Consider the following 24,054-nt stretch of genomic DNA (forward strand, 5'->3'; position numbering starts at 1 on the left):
TTCTTTTTAGCTATAGTTTTTTCTTATAGCTAAGTATCAAGAATTAGAATAGCTAAAAGGCATGCATTTTAGAAAATAAATGTTAGAATAAGGTCTATAAATTTTTGACAGATCGTATATGAGATGAGAAGGGGGACTATTATGAAAAGTGACTGTAGATTGGCTACTATTTTAGCTCATGCTGGGATCAAGTCGGATGAAGCAACGGGAGCTCTTGCAGCACCGATTCATTTTTCAACGACTTATCAACATCCTGAATTTGGAAAATCAACAGGATTTGATTATACAAGAACGAAAAATCCAACACGCGCTACCCTTGAAAAAACACTGGCAGCGATTGAAAAAGCAGATTATGCCTTAGCGACTTCATCAGGTATGAGCGCTATTGTTTTAGCGCTTGAAATTTTTCCCGTTGGAGCAAAAGTAGTAGCTGCGCGTGATTTGTACGGTGGGTCTTTCCGTTGGTTTAATGACAAGGAAAAAGAAGGACGTTTTGAGTTTACCTATGCTAATTCAGAAACTGACCTTATAGCTGCAATTTCTGAAGAGACGGATATCGTTTACCTTGAAACACCGACGAACCCTTTGATGATTGAATTTGACATTGTGAAAGTTGCAGAAGTTGCACATGCCAATGGAGCTAAATTAGTCGTTGATAACACATTTTATAGTCCGATTTATCAAAATCCAATTGCTCTTGGAGCTGATATCGTGGTTCATTCAGCCACAAAATACTTAGCTGGTCACAATGATGTTCTTGCAGGTGTTGTGATTACCAGTGATAAAGCTATTTATGACAAACTTTTTTATAATCTGAATACTACAGGACCTACCCTTTCTCCTTTTGATTCCTATATGTTAATGCGAGGTCTCAAGACTCTTAAACTTCGTATGGAAAAAGCCACAGAAAATGCTCACGAAATTGTCGCCTTTTTGAAAAATTCATCAGCTGTCAAAGAGGTGCTTTACACTGGAAAAGGTGGTATGATTTCATTTAAAGTGGTAGATGAAACGAAAATTCCTAATATCATTAATCATCTAGAGATTATCACATTTGCAGAAAGTCTTGGAGGTGTAGAAAGTCTAATCACTTATCCAAGAACGCAAACGCACGCTGATATTCCTGAAGATGTTCGTCTTTCTTACGGTTTGACTAATGATTTATTACGTTTGTCAATCGGTATTGAAGACGTTGAAGATTTGATTGAAGATTTGAAAAATGCTTTGGAGGGGTAATATGGGAAAATATGATTTTACAAGTAGACCCAATCGTCTAAATCAGTTTACTTATAAATGGCAAAGCTCAGAAAAAAATCCAGATTTGCTTCAATTGTGGGTAGCTGACATGGATTTCTTACCTGTTCCAGAAATTAAACAGGCCATCATTGATTATGGTCAGGAACATATCTTTGGCTATAATTATTTTAAAGATTCTCTCTATCAATCCGTGATTGATTGGGAAAAAAATGAGCATGGCTATGAGATCAAAAAGGAAGATATTTCTTTTATTGATGGTGTTGTCCCAGCCATTTCGGTCGCTATTCAAGCTTTTACAGAAAAAGGCGATGCTGTCTTGATTAATTCGCCAGTCTATTATCCCTTTGCTCGTACTATTCGCCTTAATGATCGTAAGTTGGTTGAAAATTCATTGCTGATTAAAAATGGGCATTTTGAAATTGATTTTGAGCAGTTGGAAAAAGACATTGTGGAAAATCAGGTTAAACTTTATGTCTTTTGCAGTCCGCATAATCCTGGTGGACGTGTTTGGTCAAAGGTTGAATTGCAAAAAATTGGTCAGCTTTGCAAAAAACACGGTGTTATTTTGGTTTCAGATGAAATTCATCAAGATTTAGCCCTTTTTGGTCATACTCATCATTCTTTCAATACAGTTGATGATAGTTTTAAAGACTTTACCTTGGTTTTATCGTCAGCGACGAAGACTTTTAATATTGCAGGAACTAAGAATAGTTTCGTGATTATTCAAAATCCGACTTTACGACGAAAATTTCAACGTGTTCAACTGGCTAATAATCAGCATGAAGTTCCAACAATTGGTATGATTACTACAGAAACCGCCTTTACTTACGGCAAACCTTGGTTAGAAGAACTCAAAAAAGTGGTTGAAAAAAATATCGATTATCTTGTCGACTATTTTGAAAAAAATACGAAAATCAAGGTTATGAAACCAGAAGGGACTTACTTGGTTTGGTTAGATTTTTCTGCTTATGGCATTGAACAACCACAACTGGATGAGAAACTACAAAAGGAAGCAAAAGTGGTTTTAAATGATGGCGCACATTTTGGTAAAGAAGGAAAAACTTTTGCACGCTTAAATGTAGCAACGCCTTTTGAAACCATTAAGGAAGCTAGCGAGCGCATTGCTAAGGCTTTTGGAAAATAAGAAAAAGCTGGCTGACGCCTGCTTTTTTGTGATGCTTTTGGCAATTTTTGCTAAAAAATGTGACATTCGTCATAAAATTTTAGCAAATTTCCTTATTTTCTGCTATAATTGGTAAGGTTAAACTAAATTCAGTATAAAGGAGTACAATCATGGGAAAATTCCAAGTTATCTCACATCCGCTAATCCAACACAAATTGTCAATTTTACGTCGTACAACAACTTCAACTAAAGATTTCCGCGAATTGGTTAACGAAATCGCGATGCTTATGGGTTATGAAGTTTCTCGCGACCTTCCTTTGGAAGATGTTGAAATTGAAACACCTATCACAAAAACAACTCAAAAACAATTGACTGGTAAAAAATTAGCGATTGTTCCTATCCTACGTGCTGGTATCGGTATGGTTGATGGTTTCTTGAGCCTTATTCCAGCGGCTAAAGTTGGTCACATTGGTATGTACCGTGACGAAGAAACTTTGCAACCAGTTGAGTATCTTGTGAAATTACCAGAAGATATCGATCAACGTCAAATTTTTGTTGTAGACCCAATGCTTGCTACAGGCGGTTCTGCAATCTTGGCAGTTGACTCTCTTAAAAAACGCGGTGCAGCTAACATCAAATTTATCTGTCTTGTTGCTGCTCCAGAAGGTGTTAAAGCTCTTCAAGAAGCTCACCCAGATATCGATATCTACACAGCTGCTCTTGATGAAAAACTTAACGAAAATGGTTACATCGTACCAGGTCTTGGTGACGCTGGTGACCGTTTGTTTGGTACAAAATAAAGCTAAGCTTACTGCTTAATTAACAATAAAAAGGTTTGCGTTCGGTTGAGAACGCAAACCTTTTTTAATCATGAATATGGTTAGAAATATTTTTGGCAAATTCTTGAGCAGCTAAAGGAAGAGTCTGCCAGTTTTTCCAAGCTAGAACGATAGTCCGAAATGGTTTTTCAGTAATGTGACGAACGGTTAAATCTTCTAGAGCTAGGCCATCAAGGAAGTTTTCGTAAAGGAGGCTAGCTCCTAAATCTTGTCGAATCATCTCCAAGATGGTATAGTCATCGTAAATTTCGTAGGTGAATGTTGGGGTGATGTTTGCTTTAGCAAAAGCTGCGCGTGTTAAACTGTTTTCACCTTCATCAAGTAAAATTAACTCAGTTTTAGCCAAATCAGAAAGAGAAACTTCGCTTTGTTTTGCCAAAGGATGTTTGCTTGGTAGAACTGCATAAAGACAGTCTTGATAAAGGATTTGAGATTGCAATTGACCAACATAATCGATGTGCGTGAAGCCTAAATCCACTTGCCCAGTATCAAGCCACTGGTGAATACTTGTATAATCTCCCTGTTTGAGGACAAAATTCACTGCCGGATGCTTAGCTTTGAATTCTTTAATAAATGGTAAAATAAAATTTCGGCTGGCTGAAGTAAAAATACCAATGCGTATCTCAGCTTTATTCAGGCCTTGTAATTCGTCAATTTTTTTAGTTAACTGTTTTTCACTTTGGACAATTTGTTGGAAGTAGGGATAGAGTGCTTGACCATCTTTTGTTAACTTGACGCCTTCATGACCCCGAGTTAATAAACACGTTCCAATTTCTTTTTCTAGATTTTTGATGGTTTGACTGACAGCACTTTGTGAGTAGTTTAATAGGTTGGCTGTTTTGGTAAAAGAACCCGATTCAATAACCGAGCAGAAAATAGCGTATTTTGAAATCATTGCAGCACCTCCAATAAGTAAAACTTATGTTTCTATTATATACTTTAATTTTACTTATATCCAATATCAACTTATAATAAAAACATGATATTAGGAATTGAGAGGTGAAATTTATGATAAAAAAATATGCTCAACTATTTTCAGCTACTGTGCCTCTCGCATGGGGGATGTCCTATATTTTCATGGCACTTGGTGCATCTGAAATTCCAGCCATAGAATTAGTAGCTCTCCGTTGTGGTTTGGCTTTTTTGGCTTTGATTTTGATTTTTTATCGACGTTTACAAAAAACTTTTTCTTGGAAATTAATGACTTGTAGTGCTTTAGCAGGAGCTCTATTATTTGCAGTCTTTTATTTTTTAGTTGTTGGTGTTATTGATACCTCTGCTTCAACAGCAGGTTTTTTGGCTTCCACTACAGTGGTTATTGTCCCTATTTTTCAAGCTATCATGACTCGAAAACTGCCAAATGTAAAGACAATAGTAGCGATTCTTATTGTTTTACTTGGCCTTTATCTCTTAACTGGTGCTGATTTATCGCAATTAAATTTTGGTGCTGCGATGTGTTTGTTATCTGCAGCTTTATATGCTTTATACATTATTCTTTCTAAAACCTTTGTTGATAAGGTAGATGCGATGAGTTTAGGAATTTGGCAATTAGGTTTCTCTAGTTTATATGCTTTAATAGGAACATTTTCACTTGAAACGCCTGTTTTACCTCATTCAAGCACAGTTTGGTTTTCTGTTTTAGGACTAGCTTTGCTATGCTCAGCTTATGGTTGGGTGATGCAAACAACTGTTCAATCTTATGTTAGTGCAGAATTCACAAGTGTCATGTTTGCTCTAGAGCCTATTTTTGTAGCAGTCTTTGCCTTTCTTTTCTTTGGCGAATGGCTGAGCGGTTTAGCATTTTTAGGAACAGGCTTGATTTTTATCGGTGTTCTATTAGCCATTTATCAACCGAAAAAAAGCAGTCGATTTATTTTACTTCAGGAAAAAGTCGAATATTAAAATTTTTTATTTGACCTTTTTTGACCATTTGACTATAATAGTCTCAGGTTAATATTTAAAACAGAGGCCAGAAAAATAGTTTTGAGATGTTATGCCTATTATTTTCTAGCCTAGTAAAGGAGAAAAGATATGATTCCTGTAGTTATTGAACAAACAAGCCGCGGTGAACGCTCATATGATATTTACTCACGTCTTTTGAAAGATCGTATTATCATGTTGACTGGACCAGTTGAAGACAATATGGCAAACTCTATCATTGCTCAATTGTTGTTCCTTGATGCGCAAGATAATACAAAAGATATTTACCTTTATGTTAATACTCCTGGTGGATCAGTTTCAGCTGGTCTTGCTATTGTAGATACAATGAACTTCATTAAATCAGATGTTCAAACTATCGTTATGGGGATGGCAGCATCAATGGGTACAATCATTGCTTCATCAGGTACAAAGGGTAAACGATTCATGTTACCAAATGCAGAATACATGATTCACCAACCAATGGGTGGTACTGGTGGCGGTACTCAACAAAGTGATATGGCAATTGCTGCTGAACACCTTTTGAAAACACGTCAAAACTTGGAACAAATTTTGGCTGATAATTCAGGCCAAACATTGGAAAAAGTTCACGCAGATGCTGAACGTGATAACTGGATGAGCGCTCAAGAAACTCTTGAATACGGCTTTATCGATGAAATCATGGTCAACAACGAATTGAACTAATTTGTTAATAAATAAGTAGAGGCTGAGACAAAAGTGTTCAGCTTCTTTCTTTATATACAAGACGCAGTAGTTGAGCGGGTTCCAATACGCTGATAAATCAGCTTTTACAACTCTACTCAACTTTGCGGGAGTGAGACGACGAAATCAAGTTTCTGCGAAACTACTGATTTCTGTCTCACTCCCTTTTTTGCTGTAAGCAGGGTAGGGATACATTTGATATCAAATATGGTATAATCGATTTATGTTGGCAATTGATGAACAATTATTTGAAATTGATGAAGCAATCGATGAGGTTGCTCAAGCTTTTTTAGCTTTAGATTCTGTGAAATCTTATTTAGCGATTCAAAAGACATTTTTAGCTGATAAGGCTTTACAGGGGAGAATTTCTCATTTTCAGGCTTTAAAGCAATCTTACGAAGAAGTCAAAGATTATGCTGCTTTTCGTCCTGAGGTAAAAGATCTTCGTCATCAGCTATTAGAAGAAAAAAGAGCGCTTGATTTGGATCAAACAGTTAGCTTATTAAGACAAAATGAAGTGGCTGTCCAAAAGATTTTAGCAGAGTTAACACAAGAGATTTCATCAGTCATTTCACCAATGATTTTTGTAGATACTGGTTTGCCATTGGCTCCACATAAATCACACCATCAACATTGTAGTAAGGGAGGAAAGAGAGATGTTTAAGAAACAGGAACGTCAGGGAATTATCGTTTATTTATACTATAATCGCGATGCGAGAAAATTAAACAAGTATGGCGATGTTCTTTACCATTCTCGAAAAATGCATTATCAGCTTTTATATGTTAATAAGGAAGAAGCAGCAGATATTGTTGAGGAAATTTCAACTTTAAAATTTGTGAAAGCAGTTTCTTTGTCAGAACTCGATAATATTAATCAAGATTTTGTGGGCAATTTGTCACATTTTTGATATAATACACATTTGGGTACGAAAGAAGTGGGCGAAGAATAGTGTAAATTTTCAGATAATTCAGTATTCTTTGACTTAACTTTTTTAATTAGAAAATTAAGGAGAGAATGTCTTATGCATAAAAAGATTGTGTTAACGGCACTAACTTTTTTAGCCTCAATTGCTTTAGCGGCTTGTAGTAAATCTCCAGATGTTACTGCAAATGCTACTGGTACAACAATCGGCGATACGATTAAAGTCGGTGTTAACCTTGAGTTGACTGGTACAGTTGCTGCTTATGGTAATGCAGAAAACAACGGGATTAAACTTGCTGTTCAAGAGATTAATAAAGCTGGCGGCGTTGATGGGAAAAAAATCGAACTTGTGACAAAAGATAACAAGTCAGAAAATGCGGAAGCTTCAACAGCTGCAACAAACTTGGCTATTCAAAGTCAAGTTAATGCCATGATTGGTCCTGCGACATCAGGTGCTGTTGCTGCAGCAAGTTTGAACGCACAAAAAACTGGTGTTCCTTTGTTGACACCAAGCGGAACTCAAGATGATTTAACACTTGATACTGTTGATGGTGTTAAAAAATATGTTTTCCGTACGACTTTCCAAGATAGCTTCCAAGGTCAGGTTTTAGCTCAATATGCTTACAGTAATTTGAATGCTAAAAAGGTCGTTCTTTATTACGACAATTCAAGTGACTATGCTAAAGGAATTGCTGAGGAGTTCAAGAAAAAATATCAAGGCGACATTGTTACAACAGCTACCTTTGCTTCAGGGGATAAGGATTTCCAATCAGCTTTGACGAAATTTAAAAACTTGGATTATGATGCTATTGTTATGCCTGGTTATTATACAGAAACTGGTATTATCACAAAACAAGCGCGTGATATGGGAATCAGTGTTCCAATTCTTGGACCTGATGGTTTCAATGATGATAGCTTTGCTGATTTGGCTGGTAAAGCTAATGCTAATAGTGTTTACTACGTATCTGGTTATTCAACAAAAACAGCCCTTTCAGGTAAAGCAAATGATTTTATTAAAGCTTATAAAGCAAAATACGGTTCAGAACCAAATATGTTTGCCGCACTTTCTTATGATTCAGTTTATATGATTGCAAAAGCAGCAGAAGGTGCGAAAACTTCAATTGATATTGCTAATAACCTTGCTAAATTAAAAGATTTTGATGGTGTGACTGGTAAGATGACTATCGACAAGAAACACAATCCAATCAAAACAGCTTTGATGGTTATTATGAAAGATGGTGCTGAAGTTTCAGCAGATGCTGTTGAAATTAAGAAAAACTAAGCTCTTTTGTCGTTAGTTTTTTGATCATTTGACTAGAAAGTTTGGTAATTTTATGTTTTTAGAACAACTTCCCCAACAACTGGTTAATGGTATTATTCTAGGTAGTATTTATGCTCTACTTGCTTTAGGTTATACCATGGTTTATGGGATTATTAAATTAATTAACTTTGCGCATGGTGATATCTATATGTTGGGTGCTTTTATCGGCTACTATGCTATTAGTACGCTTCATATGAATTTCTGGCTTGCGCTTATTGTGACAATGGTTGCGACAGCCTTTATCGGAATGGTAATTGAATTCTTAGCTTATCGTCCGTTGCGTCACTCAACTCGTATTGCTGCCTTGATTACAGCTATCGGTGTGTCATTCTTCCTTGAATACGGTATGGTTTTCTTGGTCGGTGCTAATACACGTTCATTCCCGCAAGCAATTGATATTGTTAGCTACAAGCTTGGTCCTGTTACGGTAACAAATATTCAATTGTTGATTTTGGTTGTTTCTCTTGTCTTGATGGTTGCTTTGCAGTTAATTGTTAAAAAGACAAAAATGGGTAAAGCTATGCGTGCCGTTTCTGTTGATAGTGATGCAGCTGAATTGATGGGGATTAATGTTAATTCAACAATCAGTTTCACTTTCGCACTTGGTTCAGCGTTAGCTGGTGCCGCTGGTGTTTTGATTGGACTTTACTACAATTCAATTGAGCCACTTATGGGGATGACTCCTGGTATCAAAGCCTTTGTCGCTGCCGTTCTTGGTGGTATTGGTATTATTCCAGGTGCTGCGCTTGGTGGATTTGTTATTGGTATTTTAGAGACATTATCAATTTCAGTTAACCTCTCAAGCTACCGCGATGCTATTGTTTATGCTGTCTTAATCATTATTCTTTTGGTAAGACCAGCTGGTATTCTCGGTAAAAATGTGAAAGAGAAGGTGTAGAAAATGAAAAAGAATCTAAAACTTAACCTTTCTTGGCTTGCACTTATTGTAGTTCTTTTTGGAATTATAGAAGTATTAACAAAAACAAATATTTTAAACCTTTACTATATCCAAATTTTAATGGGGATTGGTATTAGTATTTTGATGGGACTTGGTACAAACTTGGTACTTGGTTTCTCAGGTCAGTTTACGCTAGGACAAGCTGGTTTCATGGCGATTGGTGCTTATGCGACAGCTATTATTACGCAACAAAATCCAACATATGGTGGCTTCTACTTCTCGATGCTAGTTGGTGTTGTGATTGCTGTTCTTGTAGCCCTTGTTTTTGGTGTACCGACTCTTCGTTTGAAAGGTGACTACCTTGCCATTGCAACACTTGGTATGGCTGAAATTATTCGTATCTTTATTGTCAATGGTGGTGAAGTGACAAACGGTGCCGCTGGTTTGACAGGGATTTTGCCATATACATCTTGGCCTGTTATCTTCATTTTTGTGGCTGGTATCACAGTTTTGATTTTGAACTTTTTGCGTTCATCAACTGGTCGTCAGGTAATTGCTGTGCGTGAAGATGAAATTGCTGCAGAAGCTATGGGAGTTAACGTAACGAAAATGAAAGTTATGATTTTCGTTATGGGGGCAATTATTTCTGCGATTGCTGGTTCACTTTACGTTGGTTACATTGGAACAGTTGTACCAAAAGATTTCACAATTATGAAATCCATTGATTATTTGATTATCGCTGTTCTTGGTGGTCTTGGATCAATTACAGGTACCATCCTTGCGGCTATTGTTTTGGGTATTTTGAATATGTTCTTACAAAATGTGTCAAACCTACGTATGATCATTTACTCACTTGCTTTGATTTTAGTCATGATTTTCCGTCCAGGTGGACTATTGGGGACAAAAGAATTTACCTTGTCACGATTCTTTAATAAAGGCAAAGGAGGTAATCACTAATGGCATTGCTTGATGTTAAAAATCTAACTAAAAACTTCGGTGGTTTGACAGCCGTTGGTGATGTTACCATGCATCTTGATGAAGGAGAGCTAGTTGGATTAATCGGGCCAAATGGTGCTGGAAAAACAACGCTTTTTAACCTTTTGACAGGTGTTTACGAACCAAGTGAAGGCTCAGTTTCTCTAGATGGAACATTATTGAACGGTAAGAAACCCTATAAAATTGCATCACTTGGCTTATCACGTACTTTCCAAAATATCCGTCTCTTTAAAGATATGACCGTTTTGGAAAATGTACTTGTTGGTATGGCTAATCAAAATAATCCACATCTTTTGGCAAGTTTCCTTCGTTTACCAAAATTTTACAGTAGCGAAGAAAAATTGCACCAAAAAGCAATGAAACTACTTGCTATTTTTGATCTTGATGGTGATGCAGAAACTTTGGCTAAAAACCTTCCATACGGACAACAACGTCGTTTGGAAATTGTCCGTGCCCTTGCTACAGAACCTAAAATTCTCTTTTTGGATGAACCTGCTGCTGGTATGAACCCACAAGAAACAGCAGAATTGACACAACTCATCCGTAAAATTAAAGAAGAATTTAATATCACTATCATGCTGATTGAACATGATATGAGCCTTGTTATGGAAGTTACTGAGCGCATTTATGTTCTTGAATATGGACGCCTAATCGCTCATGGTACTCCTGATGAAATTAAAAATAATCAACGCGTAATCGAAGCTTATCTTGGAGGTGAAGGATAATGGCAATGTTAAAAGTTGATAATTTATCAGTACACTACGGCGTTATCCAAGCTGTAAAAGATGTTTCTTTTGAAGTTAATGAAGGGGAAGTTGTGACTCTTATTGGTGCCAATGGTGCTGGTAAAACTTCAATTCTTCGTACAATTTCAGGATTGGTTCGACCAAGTGCTGGTAAAATTGAATTTCTTGGCCAAGAAATTCAAAAAGAACCTGCCCGTCGAATTGTTGCTAATGGTTTGTCACAAGTTCCTGAAGGACGTCACGTCTTTCCTGGATTGACTGTTCTTGAAAACCTTGAATTGGGAGCTTTCTTGCGCAACGATCGTGAAGAAAATCAAAAGAACTTGAAGAAAGTCTTTGATCGCTTCCCACGTCTTGAAGAACGTAAAATGCAAGATGCTGCCACACTTTCAGGTGGTGAACAACAAATGCTTGCAATGGGACGTGCTTTGATGAGTCAACCTAAATTGCTCTTGCTCGATGAACCATCAATGGGACTTGCACCAATCTTTATCCAAGAAATTTTTGATATTATTCAAGATATTCAAAAACAAGGAACAACAGTCTTGCTAATTGAACAAAACGCTAACAAAGCGTTGGCGATTGCTGATCGTGGTTACGTTTTAGAAACAGGAAAAGTTGTTTTTTCTGGAACAGGTAAAGAATTATTAGAATCTGAAGAAGTTCGAAAAGCTTATCTTGGTGGATAAGATAGACTTTTATCAGTTTTTTTGAGGAAGGGTAGGCAAATATGTCTACTCTTTTTTATGACTGTTTAGCTTTTTAGGAATCGTTTGCAGTTTGTGATATAATAAATATAAGAAAAATAAGCGGAGATTAATTATGGCAGTTAAAGATTTTATGACAAGAAAAGTTGTCTATGTATCACCCGATACAACAGTTGCCCATGCAGCTGATATGATGAGAGAACAAGGATTACGCCGCTTACCAGTTATTGAAAATGATCGATTAGTCGGCATTGTTACTGAAAGAACAATGGCAGAAGCTAGTCCATCAAAAGCGACTTCTTTGTCAATTTATGAAATGAATTATTTGTTAAATAAAACAAAAATTCGTGACATTATGATTCGAGATGTTATTACAGTATCACCTTATGCTAGTCTTGAGGATGCTGTCTACGCGATGATGAAAAATCATGTCGGAATTTTGCCAGTTGTTGAATCCGGACAAGTTTATGGCGTGATTACAGAAAAAGATGTTTTTAAAGCTTTCCTAGAAGTATCAGGATATGGTGAAGAAGGGATTCGTGTTATCATTACTGCTGAAGATACAGTTGGAACGTTAGCGAAAATTGTTGACACTATTTCAGCAGATAACCTTAACATCAAACGTACAGTAGTTGCAACACGTAAATCAGGTAAAGTAGTTATTGAGATTCAAATTGATGGCAAAGCAGATGTTACTGATTTGCGTGAAAAATTAATCAATCAAGGTATTCAAGTTGATGCAATTGAGTTAACCTCAGCTAAAGTCATTGATTAAAGGAATTATGGAAGCATTGCTAAGATTAGCAGTGCTTTTTTGTACGATTTTTGATAGAATAGAAGTATAATAAATTTTAAGGAATTTTCATGAAAAACGGTATAATCATTACATTTGAAGGTCCAGATGGTGCTGGAAAAACTACAGTCTTAGAAAAAGTTCTTCCAGTTTTGCAAGAAAAGGGCTACGATATTGTGACCACACGTGAACCAGGTGGTGTTGAAATTGCAGAACGCATTCGTGATGTTATTTTGGATGTTAAGCACGTTGCGATGGACAGTAAGACAGAGTTGCTACTTTATATGGCAGCAAGACGTCAACACTATGTAGAAAAAGTGTTGCCAGCTTTAGAGGCTGGTAAGGTGGTCTTGATTGATCGTTTTATTGATAGTTCAGTAGCTTATCAAGGCGCAGGACGTGGTCTTGATAAAGAAATTATTGCTAAGTTAAATGACTTCTCAACAGATGGTAGAAAGCCTGATTTGACGCTTTATTTTGATGTTGAATCAGAAATTGGCTTAGCCCGAATTGCTAAAAATGCTGACCGAGAAGTGAATCGTCTTGATTTGGAAAAATTAGACATGCATAAGCGTGTTAGACAAGGATATCTAGCTTTAGCTCAGACAGAAGAACGTATTGTGACGATTGATGCTTCACGTGAATTAGATCAAGTTGTTGCAGAAGCGACACAAGTAATTCTTGAGAAACTAAGCTAAATAAGAGTAAAGGAATTAAAATGGATTTAGAGTGCTTGCAACCCCAACTTTTTAAAGACTTTAATCAGATTTTAAAATCAGATAGGATGAACCACGCCTATCTTTTTTCAGGGGATTTTGCCAGCTTTGATTTTGCGCTCTATCTTGCTAAAAGTCGTTTCTGTGAGAATTTGCAAGAAGGAAGACCTTGTGGTAAATGCCGTGAATGTCAATTGATTGAGGATAATGATTTTTCAGATGTAAAAATCGTCAAGCCAACAGGACAAATCATTAAAACAGATACCATTCGTGAGATGATGCGTGATTTTTCACGTTCAGGATTTGAAGGAAAATCGCAAGTTTTCATCATTCAAGATTGTGAAAAGATGCATATCAATGCTGCTAACAGCCTTTTGAAATTCATCGAAGAACCACAAAGCTCATCTTACATGATTTTGCTTACTAGCGATGAAAGCAAGGTCCTTCCAACTATTAAGAGTCGAACACAAGTTTTTCGTTTTCCAAAAAATAAGAAGCTCTTAGTGGAACAAGCTGAAAAAGCTGGCATTCTAAAAACTCAGGCTGATATCTTAGCAGAGTTAGCTAAAACACCAGCTCACTTAGATGAGTTGATGGCTGATAAGAAGATTTTAGAGCTCCTTCAGACCTGTGAACGCTTTATCTCAATACTATTTAAAGATAAGGCGACAGCTTATCTGGAAACAGGTCGTTTGGTTCAGGCTGCTCTTGAAAAGTCAGAACAGGAACTGGTTTTCCAACTCTTGCCTTTGTTTTTAGCAAAGCAATTTAACCAAAAAGAAAGTTTAGATTATTTAGAGAAAAGTTATAGGGCACAGCAGATGTGGAAGTGTAATGTGAGCTTTCAAAATGTGCTAGAATATATGGTGATTTCATGACAGAAGTATTGAGTGTAAAGTACGAAGAAACAGGCAACGTTGTCTATGTTTTGCCAAATCAAAATTATCAAGTTGGTGACTATCTCGTTATCAAAAATAAAAAAGGCTGTCGATTAGCTCAGGCAGTTACAGCCAATGAAGAAATGGATGACGTCAAATTGCCTGCTGAGATGGATAAGGTGCTTCGTCCGGCTAACGAAAAAGATTTTCAAGCTTATCAAGAAAATCTAGAATTAGCCATGAATTCTTTTGATAAGGTGAATGAGTTAATCGAAGCCAATCAACTTAAAATGAAAGTGATTGATATTGTCTTTCCTTTAGAAAGAAGTTATGTCTTAATTACATTTTGTGCAGAAGATCGTGTGGACTTTCGTCAGCTTTTACGTGATTTGGCTGCTCACTTTAAAACACGTATTGAACTTCGTCAGATTAATAGTCGTGAAGAAGCTAAAGTGTACGGTGGTGTGGGGCCTTGTGGCCGTGCCCTTTGCTGTGCTAGCTTTCTGGGAGAATTTCCACCAGTATCAATCAAAATGGTCAAAAATCAAGGCATGTCACTTAGCACGGGTAAGACAGCAGGTATCTGCGGTCGTTTAATGTGCTGTTTGAGCTTTGAAGATGAGTTTTACAAAACCTCTAAGGAGAAATTCCCTGATTTGGGAGCAGAAATTGAAACGGTTGATGGATTAGGAGTAGTTGTGGGAATCGATGTCTTTTCTGACACAGTTAAGGTAAGATTACCTGAACGACACACTCTTTTAACTTATGCTTTAGAGGAGGTCAAAGTACGTGGATAAAAAAGAATTATTTGATGCCTTTGATGGTTTTTCACAAAATTTAATGATTACCTTGGCTGAAATTGAAGCCATGAAAAAACAAGTACAATCTTTGCTAGAAGAAAATACAGCTCTTCGACTTGAGAACGATAAACTACGTACACGTCTTTCTCAACTTGAACAAGAAACACCTGTTAAATCTTCTAAACAAGGTAAAAAATATATTGAAAGCATTTATCACGATGGTTTCCATATCTGTAATGACTATTACGGACAACGTCGTGAAAATGATGAAGAATGCATGTTCTGTATGGAAGTCTTAGATAGGGAGTAATCGTCTGTTATGAAAGTACAAAAAAGTTTCAAGGGGCAGACTGACTATGGAACCTTGTATCTTGTGCCAACACCAATTGGTAATCTGCAAGACATGACGTTTCGTGCAGTAGAAACGTTGAAAGCAGCAGATTTTGTCTGTGCTGAAGATACTCGAAATACAGGTCTTTTATTGAAGCATTTTGATATTACTGTTAAGCAAATTAGCTTTCATGAGCATAATGCTTATGAAAAAATTCCAGAGTTGCTAGAACTTTTGAAGTCTGGAAAAAATTTGGCTCAGGTATCAGATGCTGGAATGCCATCAATTTCAGATCCAGGACATGATTTGGTAAAAGCAGCCATTGCTGAAGATATTACTGTTGTGGCTCTTCCAGGGGCTTCAGCAGGGATTACGGCGTTAATTGCTAGTGGACTTGCACCACAGCCACATATCTTTTATGGGTTCTTACCACGAAAATCAGGACAACAAAAAGACTTTTTTGAGAGTAAAAAAGCCTATCCTGAAACGCAAATCTTTTATGAATCACCTTATCGCGTGTCAGATACCTTAGAGAACATGTTAGCTGTCTATGGTGACAGACAAGTTGTTTTGGTTCGTGAATTGACAAAACTTTACGAAGAATATCAACGTGGTTCTATTTCAGAACTCTTGGAGTATATTGCTGAGAATCCCTTAAAAGGTGAGTGTTTGTTAATTGTTTCTGGTCAGGATCAAGCTGTTTTAACTGAAGTTGCTGCAGAAGACTTAAAACCAGCAGAGCTTGTGTCTAGCCTAGTTGAGGCTGGTGAAAAACCAAATCAAGCCATTAAGAAGGTTGCCAAAACGTATGGCTTAAATCGTCAAGAAGTTTATAATGCTTATCATGGTATTTGATATGATTCATTGAAAAAATCAGGCATTTTGTCTGATTTTTTAGTTTGTTTACAAATAGATGTAAGAAAATATAACATTGATAGTTATAATGAAAAATGAGCGAAAGCTAACATCGTATGTTTTCTGTAAATGTTGCTAAAAGCTTTTAAAATAAGGCTTTTTTGTGCGATTTAGACTAGCATATTTCTCTGACATCACTTGTCATAAAATTAAAAAATTCAGAAAATTTGTCCAAAAAACCTTTACTTGTCCAAAAAATAGTGTTATATTATCTAACATAAAAATCTAACGCGATGTTAGAGATTTTGAGTTTGGTTTTAAAAATTAAAACCTTAGAAAATAAAAGGAGTTTTTGATATGGATGCAGGAAGTATTGCTTTTATGATTATCTGTGCTGGCCTAGTCTTCTTAATGACACCTGGCTTAGCCTTCTTCTACGGTGGTTTAGGAAGACGTAAAAATGTCATCAACACCATGATGATGTGTGCGATTCCTATTGCGGTTGGTTCTGTAATGTGGATGATTTGTGGTTACTCCCTTTCATTTGGTGGAAGCGGAAGTCTTATTGGTAACTTCTCTCATCTATTTTTCAATGGTGTTAGTGATTCAGCTAGTACACGAGGTCTAGCAATTCCGGATGCTTTGTTTGCTGCTTTCCAAATGATGTTCCCAATCATCACAGTTGCCATTTTAACAGGGGCAGCAGCAGGACGTATGAGATTTACACCACTAGTTATTTTCGTTGTTCTATGGCTTTTGGTAGTCTACTTCCCATTTGCTCATATGGTTTGGGACGAAGGACTTTTGGCTCAATGGGGTACAATCGACTTTGCCGGTGGTGACGTTGTCCACATCACTTCAGGGGTATCTGGTTTAGTTCTAGCTATTCTTCTTGGAAAACGTCGTGATTATGATCGTTTAGAATACCGTCCTCACAATGTTCCATTTGTTTTCTTAGGTGCTGGTCTACTATGGTTCGGTTGGTTTGGATTTAACGCAGGTTCAGCTTTAGCAGCTGATGGACTTGCTGTTCATGCCTTTGTAACAACTCATATTTCAGCAGCGGCAGCAATGCTTTCTTGGTTGCTTATTGAAAAAACATTGACTGGTAAATTCTCACTTGTAGGTGCTTCAACTGGTTTGGTTGCAGGACTTGTCGCTATCACACCTGGTGCAGGTTTTGTTTCAACTTGGAGTTCACTTCTAATTGGTCTTTTCGTAAGTCCAATTTGTTATTTCGCTATTTCAGTTCTTAAAAGTAAATTTGGTTATGATGATGCTCTTGATGCCTTTGGTTGTCACGGTATCGGTGGTATCTTTGGTGGATTGGTAACAGGACTCTTCACTACACCAGAGCTTGCTCTTGATAAACATAACTTTGGTTTAATTTATGGAAATGGCCACCTTTTCTTAGTAACAATTGCAGCTATCATCTTCACAATTGTTTGGTCAGCAGTTGCAACATTTGTCATTGTTAAGGTTATTTCAATCTTTACAAGTATTCGCGTTGAAGATCGTGCAGAAGCTATTGGTCTTGATGATAGTGAACATGAAGAAACAGCCTATCCAACATTCATGGGCTTGGATTCATAAGTAACAGCGTTTGACTTGTTGAAAATAAAAAACTGAGTTAAACTAATAACAATAGAGAAGTTTAGAAAGGGTGTACATTATGAAAAAAATCGAGGCTATTATCCGTCCAGATCGTCTAGAAGATCTGAAAGATGCCTTATCAAAGGCTGGTTTTACAAAGGGAATGACCGTCAGCCAAGTTTTAGGATATGGTAATCAACGTGGCTTTGCAGAATATGTTCGTGGTCAAAAAATTGTGCCAACATTACTTGCAAAAGTTAAAGTTGAAATTGTTACTCATGATGCTGCGGTTGACGAAATTGTGGATATTATCCGCAAAGCCGTTCACACTGGGGAAGTTGGAGATGGGAAAATCTTCATTCTTCCCATTGAAGAAGTCATCCGAATTCGTACAGGTGAACGTGGAGGAGATGCCGTTTAGGCAATAAAGATATCTTCAAAGTAAAAATAAATGTGATGGAAAATCCGAGTTCAGTAGAATTCGGATTTTTTGGCAGAAAAAAACACCTTGCTATTCAAGGTGTTGAATCACTATTAACAAATTTTAGTGCCATGTGCTGCTTGGGCACCAGTTTTTTCAATTAGTTCTTGGTAATTATCAGCCGTAACGCCGCCACCAATCATAATTTCGATTCGTCCATTGGCATAGTCAACAAGTTCTTTAAGATGGCTGACATTTTCAAAAATATCATTAGCTACTGAAGAACCGTGCGTTAAGATACGGACAAAACCAAGTTCAACGAGTTGGTCAATAGCTTCCTTTTGATTTTCTAAAGGAATTTGGTCAAATGCCATGTGAAATACAAGTGGCAATCCTTGTGTTGATGGAAGGAGTTGTTCAATGCCTTCAATATCAATATGATTGTCTTCAGTTAGCAATCCAAGCACTAAGCTGTCGCTTTCTAGTTCTGCTGCACGAAGAATATCGTCTTCCATGATACGAAGTTCACTATCGTTGTAGACGAAGTTGCCACCACGGGGGCGAATCATTGTTGCTAGTGAGATTTCTTTTTCATGAAGATAGCGTGCAGTTTCTTTGATGACACCATATGAAGGAGTTGTCCCACCAACAGCTAAATTATCACAAAGTTCAACACGTTTAACTGATGAGTCGAGTTTGTTGAGCAGTGTTGTATTTTCAGCACAAAATTCTTTGATAATCATTTTTTCTCCTTAATGTTTGTTATTTACTATTATAACATGATTGTTTATAAATATTTTGGATAAAAATCCGTAAAAATCTTTACAAAATTCAGAAAATTGTGATATAATTTATACCATTATACGGAGGTATTTTTATGACAATTTACAATTTCTCTGCAGGTCCTGCAGTGTTACCAAAACCAGTGCTTGAACAAGCACAGCGTGAAATGCTTGACTACCAAGGTAGCGGCATGAGTGTTTTAGAAATGTCCCACCGTTCCAAAGAGTTTGATAATATCATTAAAGAAGCTGAAAAATTATTGCGTGAATTGATGGCAATTCCTGATAATTACAAAGTAATGTTCCTTCAAGGTGGAGCATCTACACAATTCACTATGCTTCCTTTGAACCTAGCTAAGGGACGTAAGGCATATTATCTAGTTGGTGGATCATGGGGTAAAAAAGCTTATGCTGAAGCTGTTAAATTGTCCAAATCCGTTCCTTTTGAACCCTTGCTCCTAGCCTCGTCAGAAGATACTGTATACGATCATATTCCTACGTTTGATCCAAAAGATATTGATCCAGAAGCTGCTTATGTTCATATCACAACAAACAACACTATTGAAGGAACTTCAATCTATGACCTTCCTGACACTAATGGTGTGCCAATCGTTGCTGATATGTCTTCAAATATTTTAGCTGTTCGCTATAATGTCGAAGATTTTGCTTTGATTTATGCTGGTGCTCAAAAGAATATTGGCCCTGCTGGTGTTACAGTTGTTATTGTTCGTGAAGACTTCTTGAACGACGAACCAACGCTTTCTGCTATGCTTGATTATCGTATCCAAGCAGAAGCGGGATCACTTTACAATACACCACCAGCATACAGTATTTATATTGCAAAACTCGTCTTTGAATGGGTAAAAGCATTTGGTGGCGTTGATAAGATGGAAGCTGCTAACCGTGAAAAATCAGGTCTTTTGTATGATTTCATCGATCAATCAGATTTTTATACAAATCCTGTTAAGAATCCAGCAGAACGTTCAGTGGCTAACATTCCATTTGTGACACCAAGTAAAGAACTTGATGCTAAGTTTGTTGCTGAGGCAACACCACTTGGATTCAAAAATATTAAAGGTCACCGTTCAGTTGGTGGTATGCGTGCAAGTCTTTATAACGCATTCCCACGCCAAGGTGTGCTTGATTTGATTGAATTCATGAAAAAATTTGAAGCAGAAAATAAATAAGATTTCTGTGGATTTTGTAGGTTAGGATAATAAACGTGTTTCTTTTATAGCGATATAAGCCATTAAGTCTGAGATTTTATCCCAGACTTTTGGTGTAAAGGGGAAAATATGGTATACAGTGTTAAAACATTTAATAATATTAATCAAGTAGGTCTTAAAGAATTAGGAAATCATTTCCAAATTGATGGTGATTTAGCAGAAAATCCAGATGCTTTCATTCTTCGTAGTCAAAACCTTCATGGGATTGAATTTCCGAAAAATCTGAAAGCAATTGCGCGTGCCGGTGCTGGAACAAATAATATTCCAATTGCTGATGCAACAGCTGCAGGGATTGTGGTCTTTAACACACCAGGAGCTAATGCTAATGCGGTTAAAGAAGCAGTACTTGCTTCAATTTTGATGTCAGCACGTGATTATATTGCTGCTAATGCTTGGGTAAATACTCTTTCAGGTGATGACGTTCCAAAACAAGTCGAAGCTGGTAAAAAACAATTTGCTGGTAATGAAATCTCAGGTAAAACACTTGGTGTTATTGGACTTGGAGCAATCGGTGGTCGTATTGCCAACTATGCACAACGCCTTGGGATGAATGTCTTGGGCTATGACCCATATGTTTCTATTGAAACAGCTTGGAACATTTCTCACCATGTTAAACGTGTAGATGATGTCAAAGAAATTTTTGCTAACTGTGACTACATTACTGTTCACGTACCATTGACAGATGAAACTCGTAATACATTTGATAGTGAAGCTTTTGGATTGATGCAAAAGGGAACTGTCGTTATTAACTTTGCGCGTGGTGAATTGGTTGACAATGCAGCATTATTTGAAGCTATTGAAGCTGGTGTGGTTAAACGCTATATCACTGACTTCGGTACTGAAGAATTGCTCAACAAAGATAAAATCACTGTTTTCCCTCACGTGGGTGGTTCTACAGCAGAAGCTGAGTTGAACTGTGCGATTATGGCTGGTAAAACCATTCGTCAATTTATGGAAACAGGTGAAATCACTAATTCAGTTAATTTCCCTAATGTCCATCAAGCTTTGACAGCACCATATCGTATTACTCTTATTAATAAAAATGTTCCAAATATCGTGGCTAAAATTTCAACAGCGGTATCTGAACTTGGCATTAACATTGATAATATCATCAACCGTTCAAAAGGTGATTATGCTTATACCCTTCTTGATCTTGATGAAACAGATAAAGCCAAAGTTGATCACTTGGTAGCTAACTTTGAAGCGAGCGACAATATCGTACGTGTTCGTTTAATTGCTAAGAAATAATTAAGATGAGCTGAGATTAAATCTCGGCTCTTTTTGTATTTATTTGATATAATGAGGGAAACTATCACTTGTTAGCAAAGGAGTAAAAAATGTTTACTTTTTATGAATACCCTAAATGTAGCACATGTCGTCGTGCTAAGGCTGAATTAGAAGAATTAGGTGCAGAATTTGAAGCGATTGATGTGACTGTTGATACTCCGACAGCGGAGCAAATTAAGTCATGGATTGAGACTTCTTCATTCACAATTAAAAACTTTTTCAATACAAGTGGTCAAGCGTATCGAGCATTTGGTTTGAAAGATAAAGTTGATCAGTTAACCCTTGATGAAGCTGCTGACTTGTTAGCATCTGATGGCATGTTGATTAAGCGACCTGTTTTAGTTAAAGATGGTCAAGTACTACAACTCGGACACCGAAAATCATACGCCGATTTATTGAAAAACTAAGAACTATCTCCTGAGTCTATCTCAGGATTTTTTATTATCATTTTTTAAAAAAATCAGAATTTTTTAAGTTTTTAGCTTTTGTAGCAGTATTTTTTGCTATAATAGTCCCATATTATAAGTTTTTCGGGGATTACTATGGTAAAGGAGAGAAGTGATGCTTGGGAGTGCTAAGAAATTTTGCTTGAGAATGGCTTTGATTTTATTTTTAGTGATTGGAGTCTATTATGCTATTTTTACAAGTCAGCATCATTATTTGGGGATTGAAGCTGATTTTAAAAATGGACATTGGGTAGTAACGGACATTCATAATGGTGGTTTAGCTAAGAAATCAGCTCTTACGGAAGGTGATATGATTTTAAAAATTGGTCACCAAGATAGTAAAGAAAATGCTTTGTTAAATAAGTGGTTGATTGTTGAGCAGGCAAAATCAATTCTTGTTGAAGATAATCAGCAAGAAAAGCGTATTTCTTTTAAGGAAAAGAAGTCTTTTGATTCTTTATTTGTCATTTTTGAGAGCATAGCTTTGGTTTTACTGGTCTGGGCAATACTACCTTTGAAAAAAGATAAGTCGAGTAAGACGAGTAGACGCTATAGTTTGTTTTTAATTGCGACAGCCTTTTTTCTGAGCTCGTTGATTCCTTCAAGTATGGGCAATACTTTGGGACGCTTCTTTGTGGTTTCCTATATTACTTTATTGCCTTTTTTCATTGATGTTTTTTGGCGAGCAAGTGTGCTAAAAGAAGCAGCAACAAAATTATCTGTGTTTTCAAGAATTGTTATTTTATATTCACTGATAACCATGCTGATTTTTGCTTTGGTTGAGCAATTTTCTCTTCCATTGATTGTTGTTAAATACTTATCTAATGGGGTGTTTTACGTTAGCTTTTCGTTTTTACTGATTTTAGCTGCTCTTTCTTTGGTAAAGGATTACTCATCTTTTCTTTTGCAGAAGGTTAATCTTATATTATTAACCATACTTAGTTTAATTCCTTTATTTATTGGCTATATTTTTCCATTACCGTATGACCTTCCTTTCTCATGTACCATTCCTTTGTTATTTCTCCCAATAACTGGGGCTGTCAATCATTTAATCGTCAATCGCTTAACGATGACGAGAACGCATCTGCCTTTACCTGTGGTATATATTCTGGTAGCTATTGTATCAACTTTTGTCATGGTATCTTTTGCGGTTATGATGCAATTTATGCCAGTATGGTTCGTGGCCATTTATTGTTTTTTATTTCTTCTTTGTTCCCTACCTATCATCAAAGATTTTATGGATATGGCAAAACAATTGAACTATCGCTTGGATAGGCAGACGATTTTTTCTGCTGTTGAGATGGAACGTGAGGACATTGCCATCACTATTCATGACACCATTATTCAAGAAGTTATTTACCATAAGAAACAAATAGAATCTGAAGACAACATCAATAAAGGTGAAGTCTTAAATACTTTAGACGATGTGGTTTTTGAATTGCGTGAATTGTGTTCTAACATTTATCCTCTGATGATCAAGGAATTAGGATTAAAAAATGCAATTTTAGAACTTTTGAATAAATTCCAAAAAGAAGAACCTGTTCTGATTGAACATGAACTAGCTTTTGAGCGTTTGCCTTTTGAAAGTCGTGTGAGCAATTTCATTTTGCGATCGATCAAGGAATTAATTACTAATAGTATTATGCATGGTAATGCTAAGCAAATTAAATTATCTCTTTTTGAGACCGCTGAACAGGTTGTGGTTGAAGTAGTAGATGATGGAGAATTTATTGAACGATCTGATGATCATAAAAGTCATTTTGGACTTAATGTGATTGCTGAAAAACTAGTTCTTCTTGGCGGAGAGTTACAGATTGAAAAATCACCAACGAGAGTAAGGATGCTATTGCCGAAAGGAGATAAAAATGATAAGAATAGCAGTGATTGATGACCATGAGTTGGTTTTACAAGGCATTTGCACACAGTTATCTCAAGTAGAAAAGTTTGATATTGTTGGGGCATTTACAGAGGTAGAAGAGTTAAAACTTTGTTTGCTGTGTAAGAAAGTGGATGTTTTAATCATGGATTTGATGTTAAAAGACATTCACGGGTTTGACTTGATTGAACAATTAAAGCAAATGCATATTGAATTTCCAAAGATTATTCTGATTTCAGGTTTTTATGAGCCAATCTTGCATAAGCGCGCAAATGAGCTCGGAGTTAAGGCATTTTTGCCAAAAGAAACGTCATGTACAGACTTAACAAGCACCATTATCAATGTTGCTAACGGTAATTGTGTGATTCCAGATACTTTATTGGAAGGTCAGGAAAATCATTTGTTGACAGAAGTTGAGCTAAAAATTTTGAGCTTGATTGCTGAAGAATATTCTAATGCACAAATTGCTAAGGAATTATTTATTAGCCGTCGAACGGTTGATACCCATGTGACCAATATTTGTACAAAATTAAATGTTACAGGTCGAGTTGGGGCAGTGCGCGAAGCTGTTAAATTAAAATTAGTATAATACGGAACCAAA

27 protein-coding genes are annotated in these 24,054 nt (G+C 36.5%); 25 read left to right on the top strand and 2 right to left on the bottom strand.

Annotated elements, in window-relative coordinates; all coding sequences use genetic code 11:
- The first annotated feature begins 141 nt into the window (after window positions 1-141).
- From BLP98_RS00105 to upp, 3 genes are all read left to right on the top strand, one after another.
- Window positions 142-1,236: a cystathionine gamma-synthase gene (locus tag BLP98_RS00105; protein WP_074481337.1), complete on the top strand. Its 1,095-nt coding sequence runs from the start codon at window positions 142-144 to the stop codon at window positions 1,234-1,236.
- A gap of 1 nt (window position 1,237) precedes the next feature.
- A complete protein-coding gene (locus BLP98_RS00110; RefSeq protein ID WP_074481338.1) occupies window positions 1,238-2,401 on the top strand; it encodes a MalY/PatB family protein in 1,164 nt (387 codons plus the stop codon).
- 149 nt (window positions 2,402-2,550) lie between these two features.
- Window positions 2,551-3,180, top strand: a complete 630-nt coding sequence (gene upp / locus BLP98_RS00115; RefSeq protein ID WP_021142946.1) for a uracil phosphoribosyltransferase — start codon at window positions 2,551-2,553, stop codon at window positions 3,178-3,180.
- Window positions 3,181-3,244: 64 nt separating this feature from the next.
- Here the strand turns inward: upp and BLP98_RS00120 are convergent, their stop codons facing one another.
- Entirely contained in the window at window positions 3,245-4,114 is an 870-nt protein-coding gene (locus BLP98_RS00120) for a LysR family transcriptional regulator (protein WP_074481339.1), read from the bottom strand.
- A gap of 113 nt (window positions 4,115-4,227) precedes the next feature.
- Between BLP98_RS00120 and BLP98_RS00125 the strand changes: the two genes are divergently transcribed.
- The 17 genes from BLP98_RS00125 to BLP98_RS00205 all read left to right on the top strand — a co-directional run bounded on the left by BLP98_RS00125 (window position 4,228) and on the right by BLP98_RS00205 (window position 17,836).
- Window positions 4,228-5,121 (top strand): DMT family transporter, encoded by an 894-nt coding sequence (locus BLP98_RS00125; RefSeq protein WP_074481340.1) that lies wholly within the window; start codon window positions 4,228-4,230, stop codon window positions 5,119-5,121.
- A 129-nt stretch (window positions 5,122-5,250) separates the two neighbouring features.
- The gene (locus BLP98_RS00130; RefSeq protein WP_074481341.1) at window positions 5,251-5,841 is read left to right on the top strand and encodes an ATP-dependent Clp protease proteolytic subunit; all 591 of its coding nucleotides are present in this window, start codon (window positions 5,251-5,253) and stop codon (window positions 5,839-5,841) included.
- Between the two features lie 241 nt (window positions 5,842-6,082).
- On the top strand, window positions 6,083-6,523 hold the full coding sequence (locus tag BLP98_RS00135; RefSeq protein ID WP_074481342.1) for a YlbF/YmcA family competence regulator: 441 nt from the start codon (window positions 6,083-6,085) through the stop codon (window positions 6,521-6,523).
- Window positions 6,516-6,767, top strand: coding sequence for a DUF2129 domain-containing protein (locus BLP98_RS00140; protein ID WP_074481343.1), 252 nt, complete (start codon window positions 6,516-6,518; stop codon window positions 6,765-6,767). Before BLP98_RS00135 ends, BLP98_RS00140 begins: the two co-directional genes overlap by 8 nt.
- Window positions 6,768-6,881: 114 nt before the next feature.
- On the top strand, window positions 6,882-8,063 hold the full coding sequence (locus BLP98_RS00145; protein WP_074481344.1) for an ABC transporter substrate-binding protein: 1,182 nt from the start codon (window positions 6,882-6,884) through the stop codon (window positions 8,061-8,063).
- 52 nt (window positions 8,064-8,115) lie between these two features.
- A complete protein-coding gene (locus BLP98_RS00150) occupies window positions 8,116-9,000 on the top strand; it encodes a branched-chain amino acid ABC transporter permease (RefSeq protein WP_074481345.1) in 885 nt (294 codons plus the stop codon).
- 3 nt (window positions 9,001-9,003) lie between these two features.
- Window positions 9,004-9,957, top strand: a complete 954-nt coding sequence (locus tag BLP98_RS00155) for a branched-chain amino acid ABC transporter permease (RefSeq protein ID WP_074481346.1) — start codon at window positions 9,004-9,006, stop codon at window positions 9,955-9,957.
- Window positions 9,957-10,721 carry an ABC transporter ATP-binding protein gene (locus BLP98_RS00160; protein ID WP_074481347.1) on the top strand — a complete coding sequence of 255 codons (765 nt, stop codon included), beginning with the start codon at window positions 9,957-9,959 and terminating at the stop codon, window positions 10,719-10,721. Before BLP98_RS00155 ends, BLP98_RS00160 begins: the two co-directional genes overlap by 1 nt.
- On the top strand, window positions 10,721-11,431 hold the full coding sequence (locus BLP98_RS00165; RefSeq protein WP_074481348.1) for an ABC transporter ATP-binding protein: 711 nt from the start codon (window positions 10,721-10,723) through the stop codon (window positions 11,429-11,431). Before BLP98_RS00160 ends, BLP98_RS00165 begins: the two co-directional genes overlap by 1 nt.
- 133 nt (window positions 11,432-11,564) lie before the next feature.
- Complete coding sequence (locus BLP98_RS00170) at window positions 11,565-12,224, top strand: CBS domain-containing protein (RefSeq protein ID WP_074481349.1); 660 nt, start codon at window positions 11,565-11,567, stop codon at window positions 12,222-12,224.
- A gap of 89 nt (window positions 12,225-12,313) precedes the next feature.
- Window positions 12,314-12,940 carry a dTMP kinase gene (tmk, locus tag BLP98_RS00175; protein WP_074481350.1) on the top strand — a complete coding sequence of 209 codons (627 nt, stop codon included), beginning with the start codon at window positions 12,314-12,316 and terminating at the stop codon, window positions 12,938-12,940.
- A gap of 20 nt (window positions 12,941-12,960) precedes the next feature.
- Window positions 12,961-13,836 carry a DNA polymerase III subunit delta' gene (locus BLP98_RS00180; protein WP_074481351.1) on the top strand — a complete coding sequence of 292 codons (876 nt, stop codon included), beginning with the start codon at window positions 12,961-12,963 and terminating at the stop codon, window positions 13,834-13,836.
- On the top strand, window positions 13,833-14,633 hold the full coding sequence (locus BLP98_RS00185; RefSeq protein WP_074481352.1) for a PSP1 domain-containing protein: 801 nt from the start codon (window positions 13,833-13,835) through the stop codon (window positions 14,631-14,633). The genes BLP98_RS00180 and BLP98_RS00185 overlap by 4 nt, the downstream gene beginning before the upstream one ends.
- Window positions 14,626-14,946: a DNA replication initiation control protein YabA gene (gene yabA, locus BLP98_RS00190; protein WP_058814171.1), complete on the top strand. Its 321-nt coding sequence runs from the start codon at window positions 14,626-14,628 to the stop codon at window positions 14,944-14,946. Before BLP98_RS00185 ends, yabA begins: the two co-directional genes overlap by 8 nt.
- A gap of 9 nt (window positions 14,947-14,955) precedes the next feature.
- Window positions 14,956-15,822: a 16S rRNA (cytidine(1402)-2'-O)-methyltransferase gene (gene rsmI, locus BLP98_RS00195; protein ID WP_074481353.1), complete on the top strand. Its 867-nt coding sequence runs from the start codon at window positions 14,956-14,958 to the stop codon at window positions 15,820-15,822.
- A 357-nt stretch (window positions 15,823-16,179) separates the two neighbouring features.
- Window positions 16,180-17,415: an ammonium transporter gene (locus tag BLP98_RS00200; protein ID WP_074481354.1), complete on the top strand. Its 1,236-nt coding sequence runs from the start codon at window positions 16,180-16,182 to the stop codon at window positions 17,413-17,415.
- Window positions 17,416-17,494: 79 nt separating this feature from the next.
- Window positions 17,495-17,836 carry a P-II family nitrogen regulator gene (locus BLP98_RS00205; RefSeq protein WP_074481355.1) on the top strand — a complete coding sequence of 114 codons (342 nt, stop codon included), beginning with the start codon at window positions 17,495-17,497 and terminating at the stop codon, window positions 17,834-17,836.
- A 113-nt stretch (window positions 17,837-17,949) separates the two neighbouring features.
- Here the strand turns inward: BLP98_RS00205 and BLP98_RS00210 are convergent, their stop codons facing one another.
- Window positions 17,950-18,579: a copper homeostasis protein CutC gene (locus BLP98_RS00210; RefSeq protein ID WP_074481356.1), complete on the bottom strand. Its 630-nt coding sequence runs from the start codon at window positions 18,577-18,579 to the stop codon at window positions 17,950-17,952.
- Window positions 18,580-18,713: 134 nt separating this feature from the next.
- Between BLP98_RS00210 and serC the strand changes: the two genes are divergently transcribed.
- The 5 genes from serC (at window position 18,714) to BLP98_RS00235 (ending at window position 24,042) form a co-directional block, all read left to right on the top strand.
- Entirely contained in the window at window positions 18,714-19,805 is a 1,092-nt protein-coding gene (gene serC / locus BLP98_RS00215) for a 3-phosphoserine/phosphohydroxythreonine transaminase (RefSeq protein WP_039696452.1), read from the top strand.
- Between the two features lie 108 nt (window positions 19,806-19,913).
- Window positions 19,914-21,092: a 3-phosphoglycerate dehydrogenase family protein gene (locus BLP98_RS00220; RefSeq protein WP_074481357.1), complete on the top strand. Its 1,179-nt coding sequence runs from the start codon at window positions 19,914-19,916 to the stop codon at window positions 21,090-21,092.
- Between the two features lie 89 nt (window positions 21,093-21,181).
- The gene (locus tag BLP98_RS00225; RefSeq protein ID WP_074481358.1) at window positions 21,182-21,538 is read left to right on the top strand and encodes an arsenate reductase family protein; all 357 of its coding nucleotides are present in this window, start codon (window positions 21,182-21,184) and stop codon (window positions 21,536-21,538) included.
- Window positions 21,539-21,692: 154 nt separating this feature from the next.
- Window positions 21,693-23,465: a sensor histidine kinase gene (locus BLP98_RS00230; protein WP_074481359.1), complete on the top strand. Its 1,773-nt coding sequence runs from the start codon at window positions 21,693-21,695 to the stop codon at window positions 23,463-23,465.
- Window positions 23,443-24,042 (top strand): response regulator transcription factor, encoded by a 600-nt coding sequence (locus BLP98_RS00235; RefSeq protein WP_074481360.1) that lies wholly within the window; start codon window positions 23,443-23,445, stop codon window positions 24,040-24,042. Before BLP98_RS00230 ends, BLP98_RS00235 begins: the two co-directional genes overlap by 23 nt.
- Window positions 24,043-24,054 lie beyond the last annotated feature (12 nt).

This window comes from Streptococcus equinus (genome assembly GCF_900104225.1).
In the GTDB taxonomy this organism is placed as follows: Bacteria; Bacillota; Bacilli; order Lactobacillales; family Streptococcaceae; genus Streptococcus; species Streptococcus equinus_D.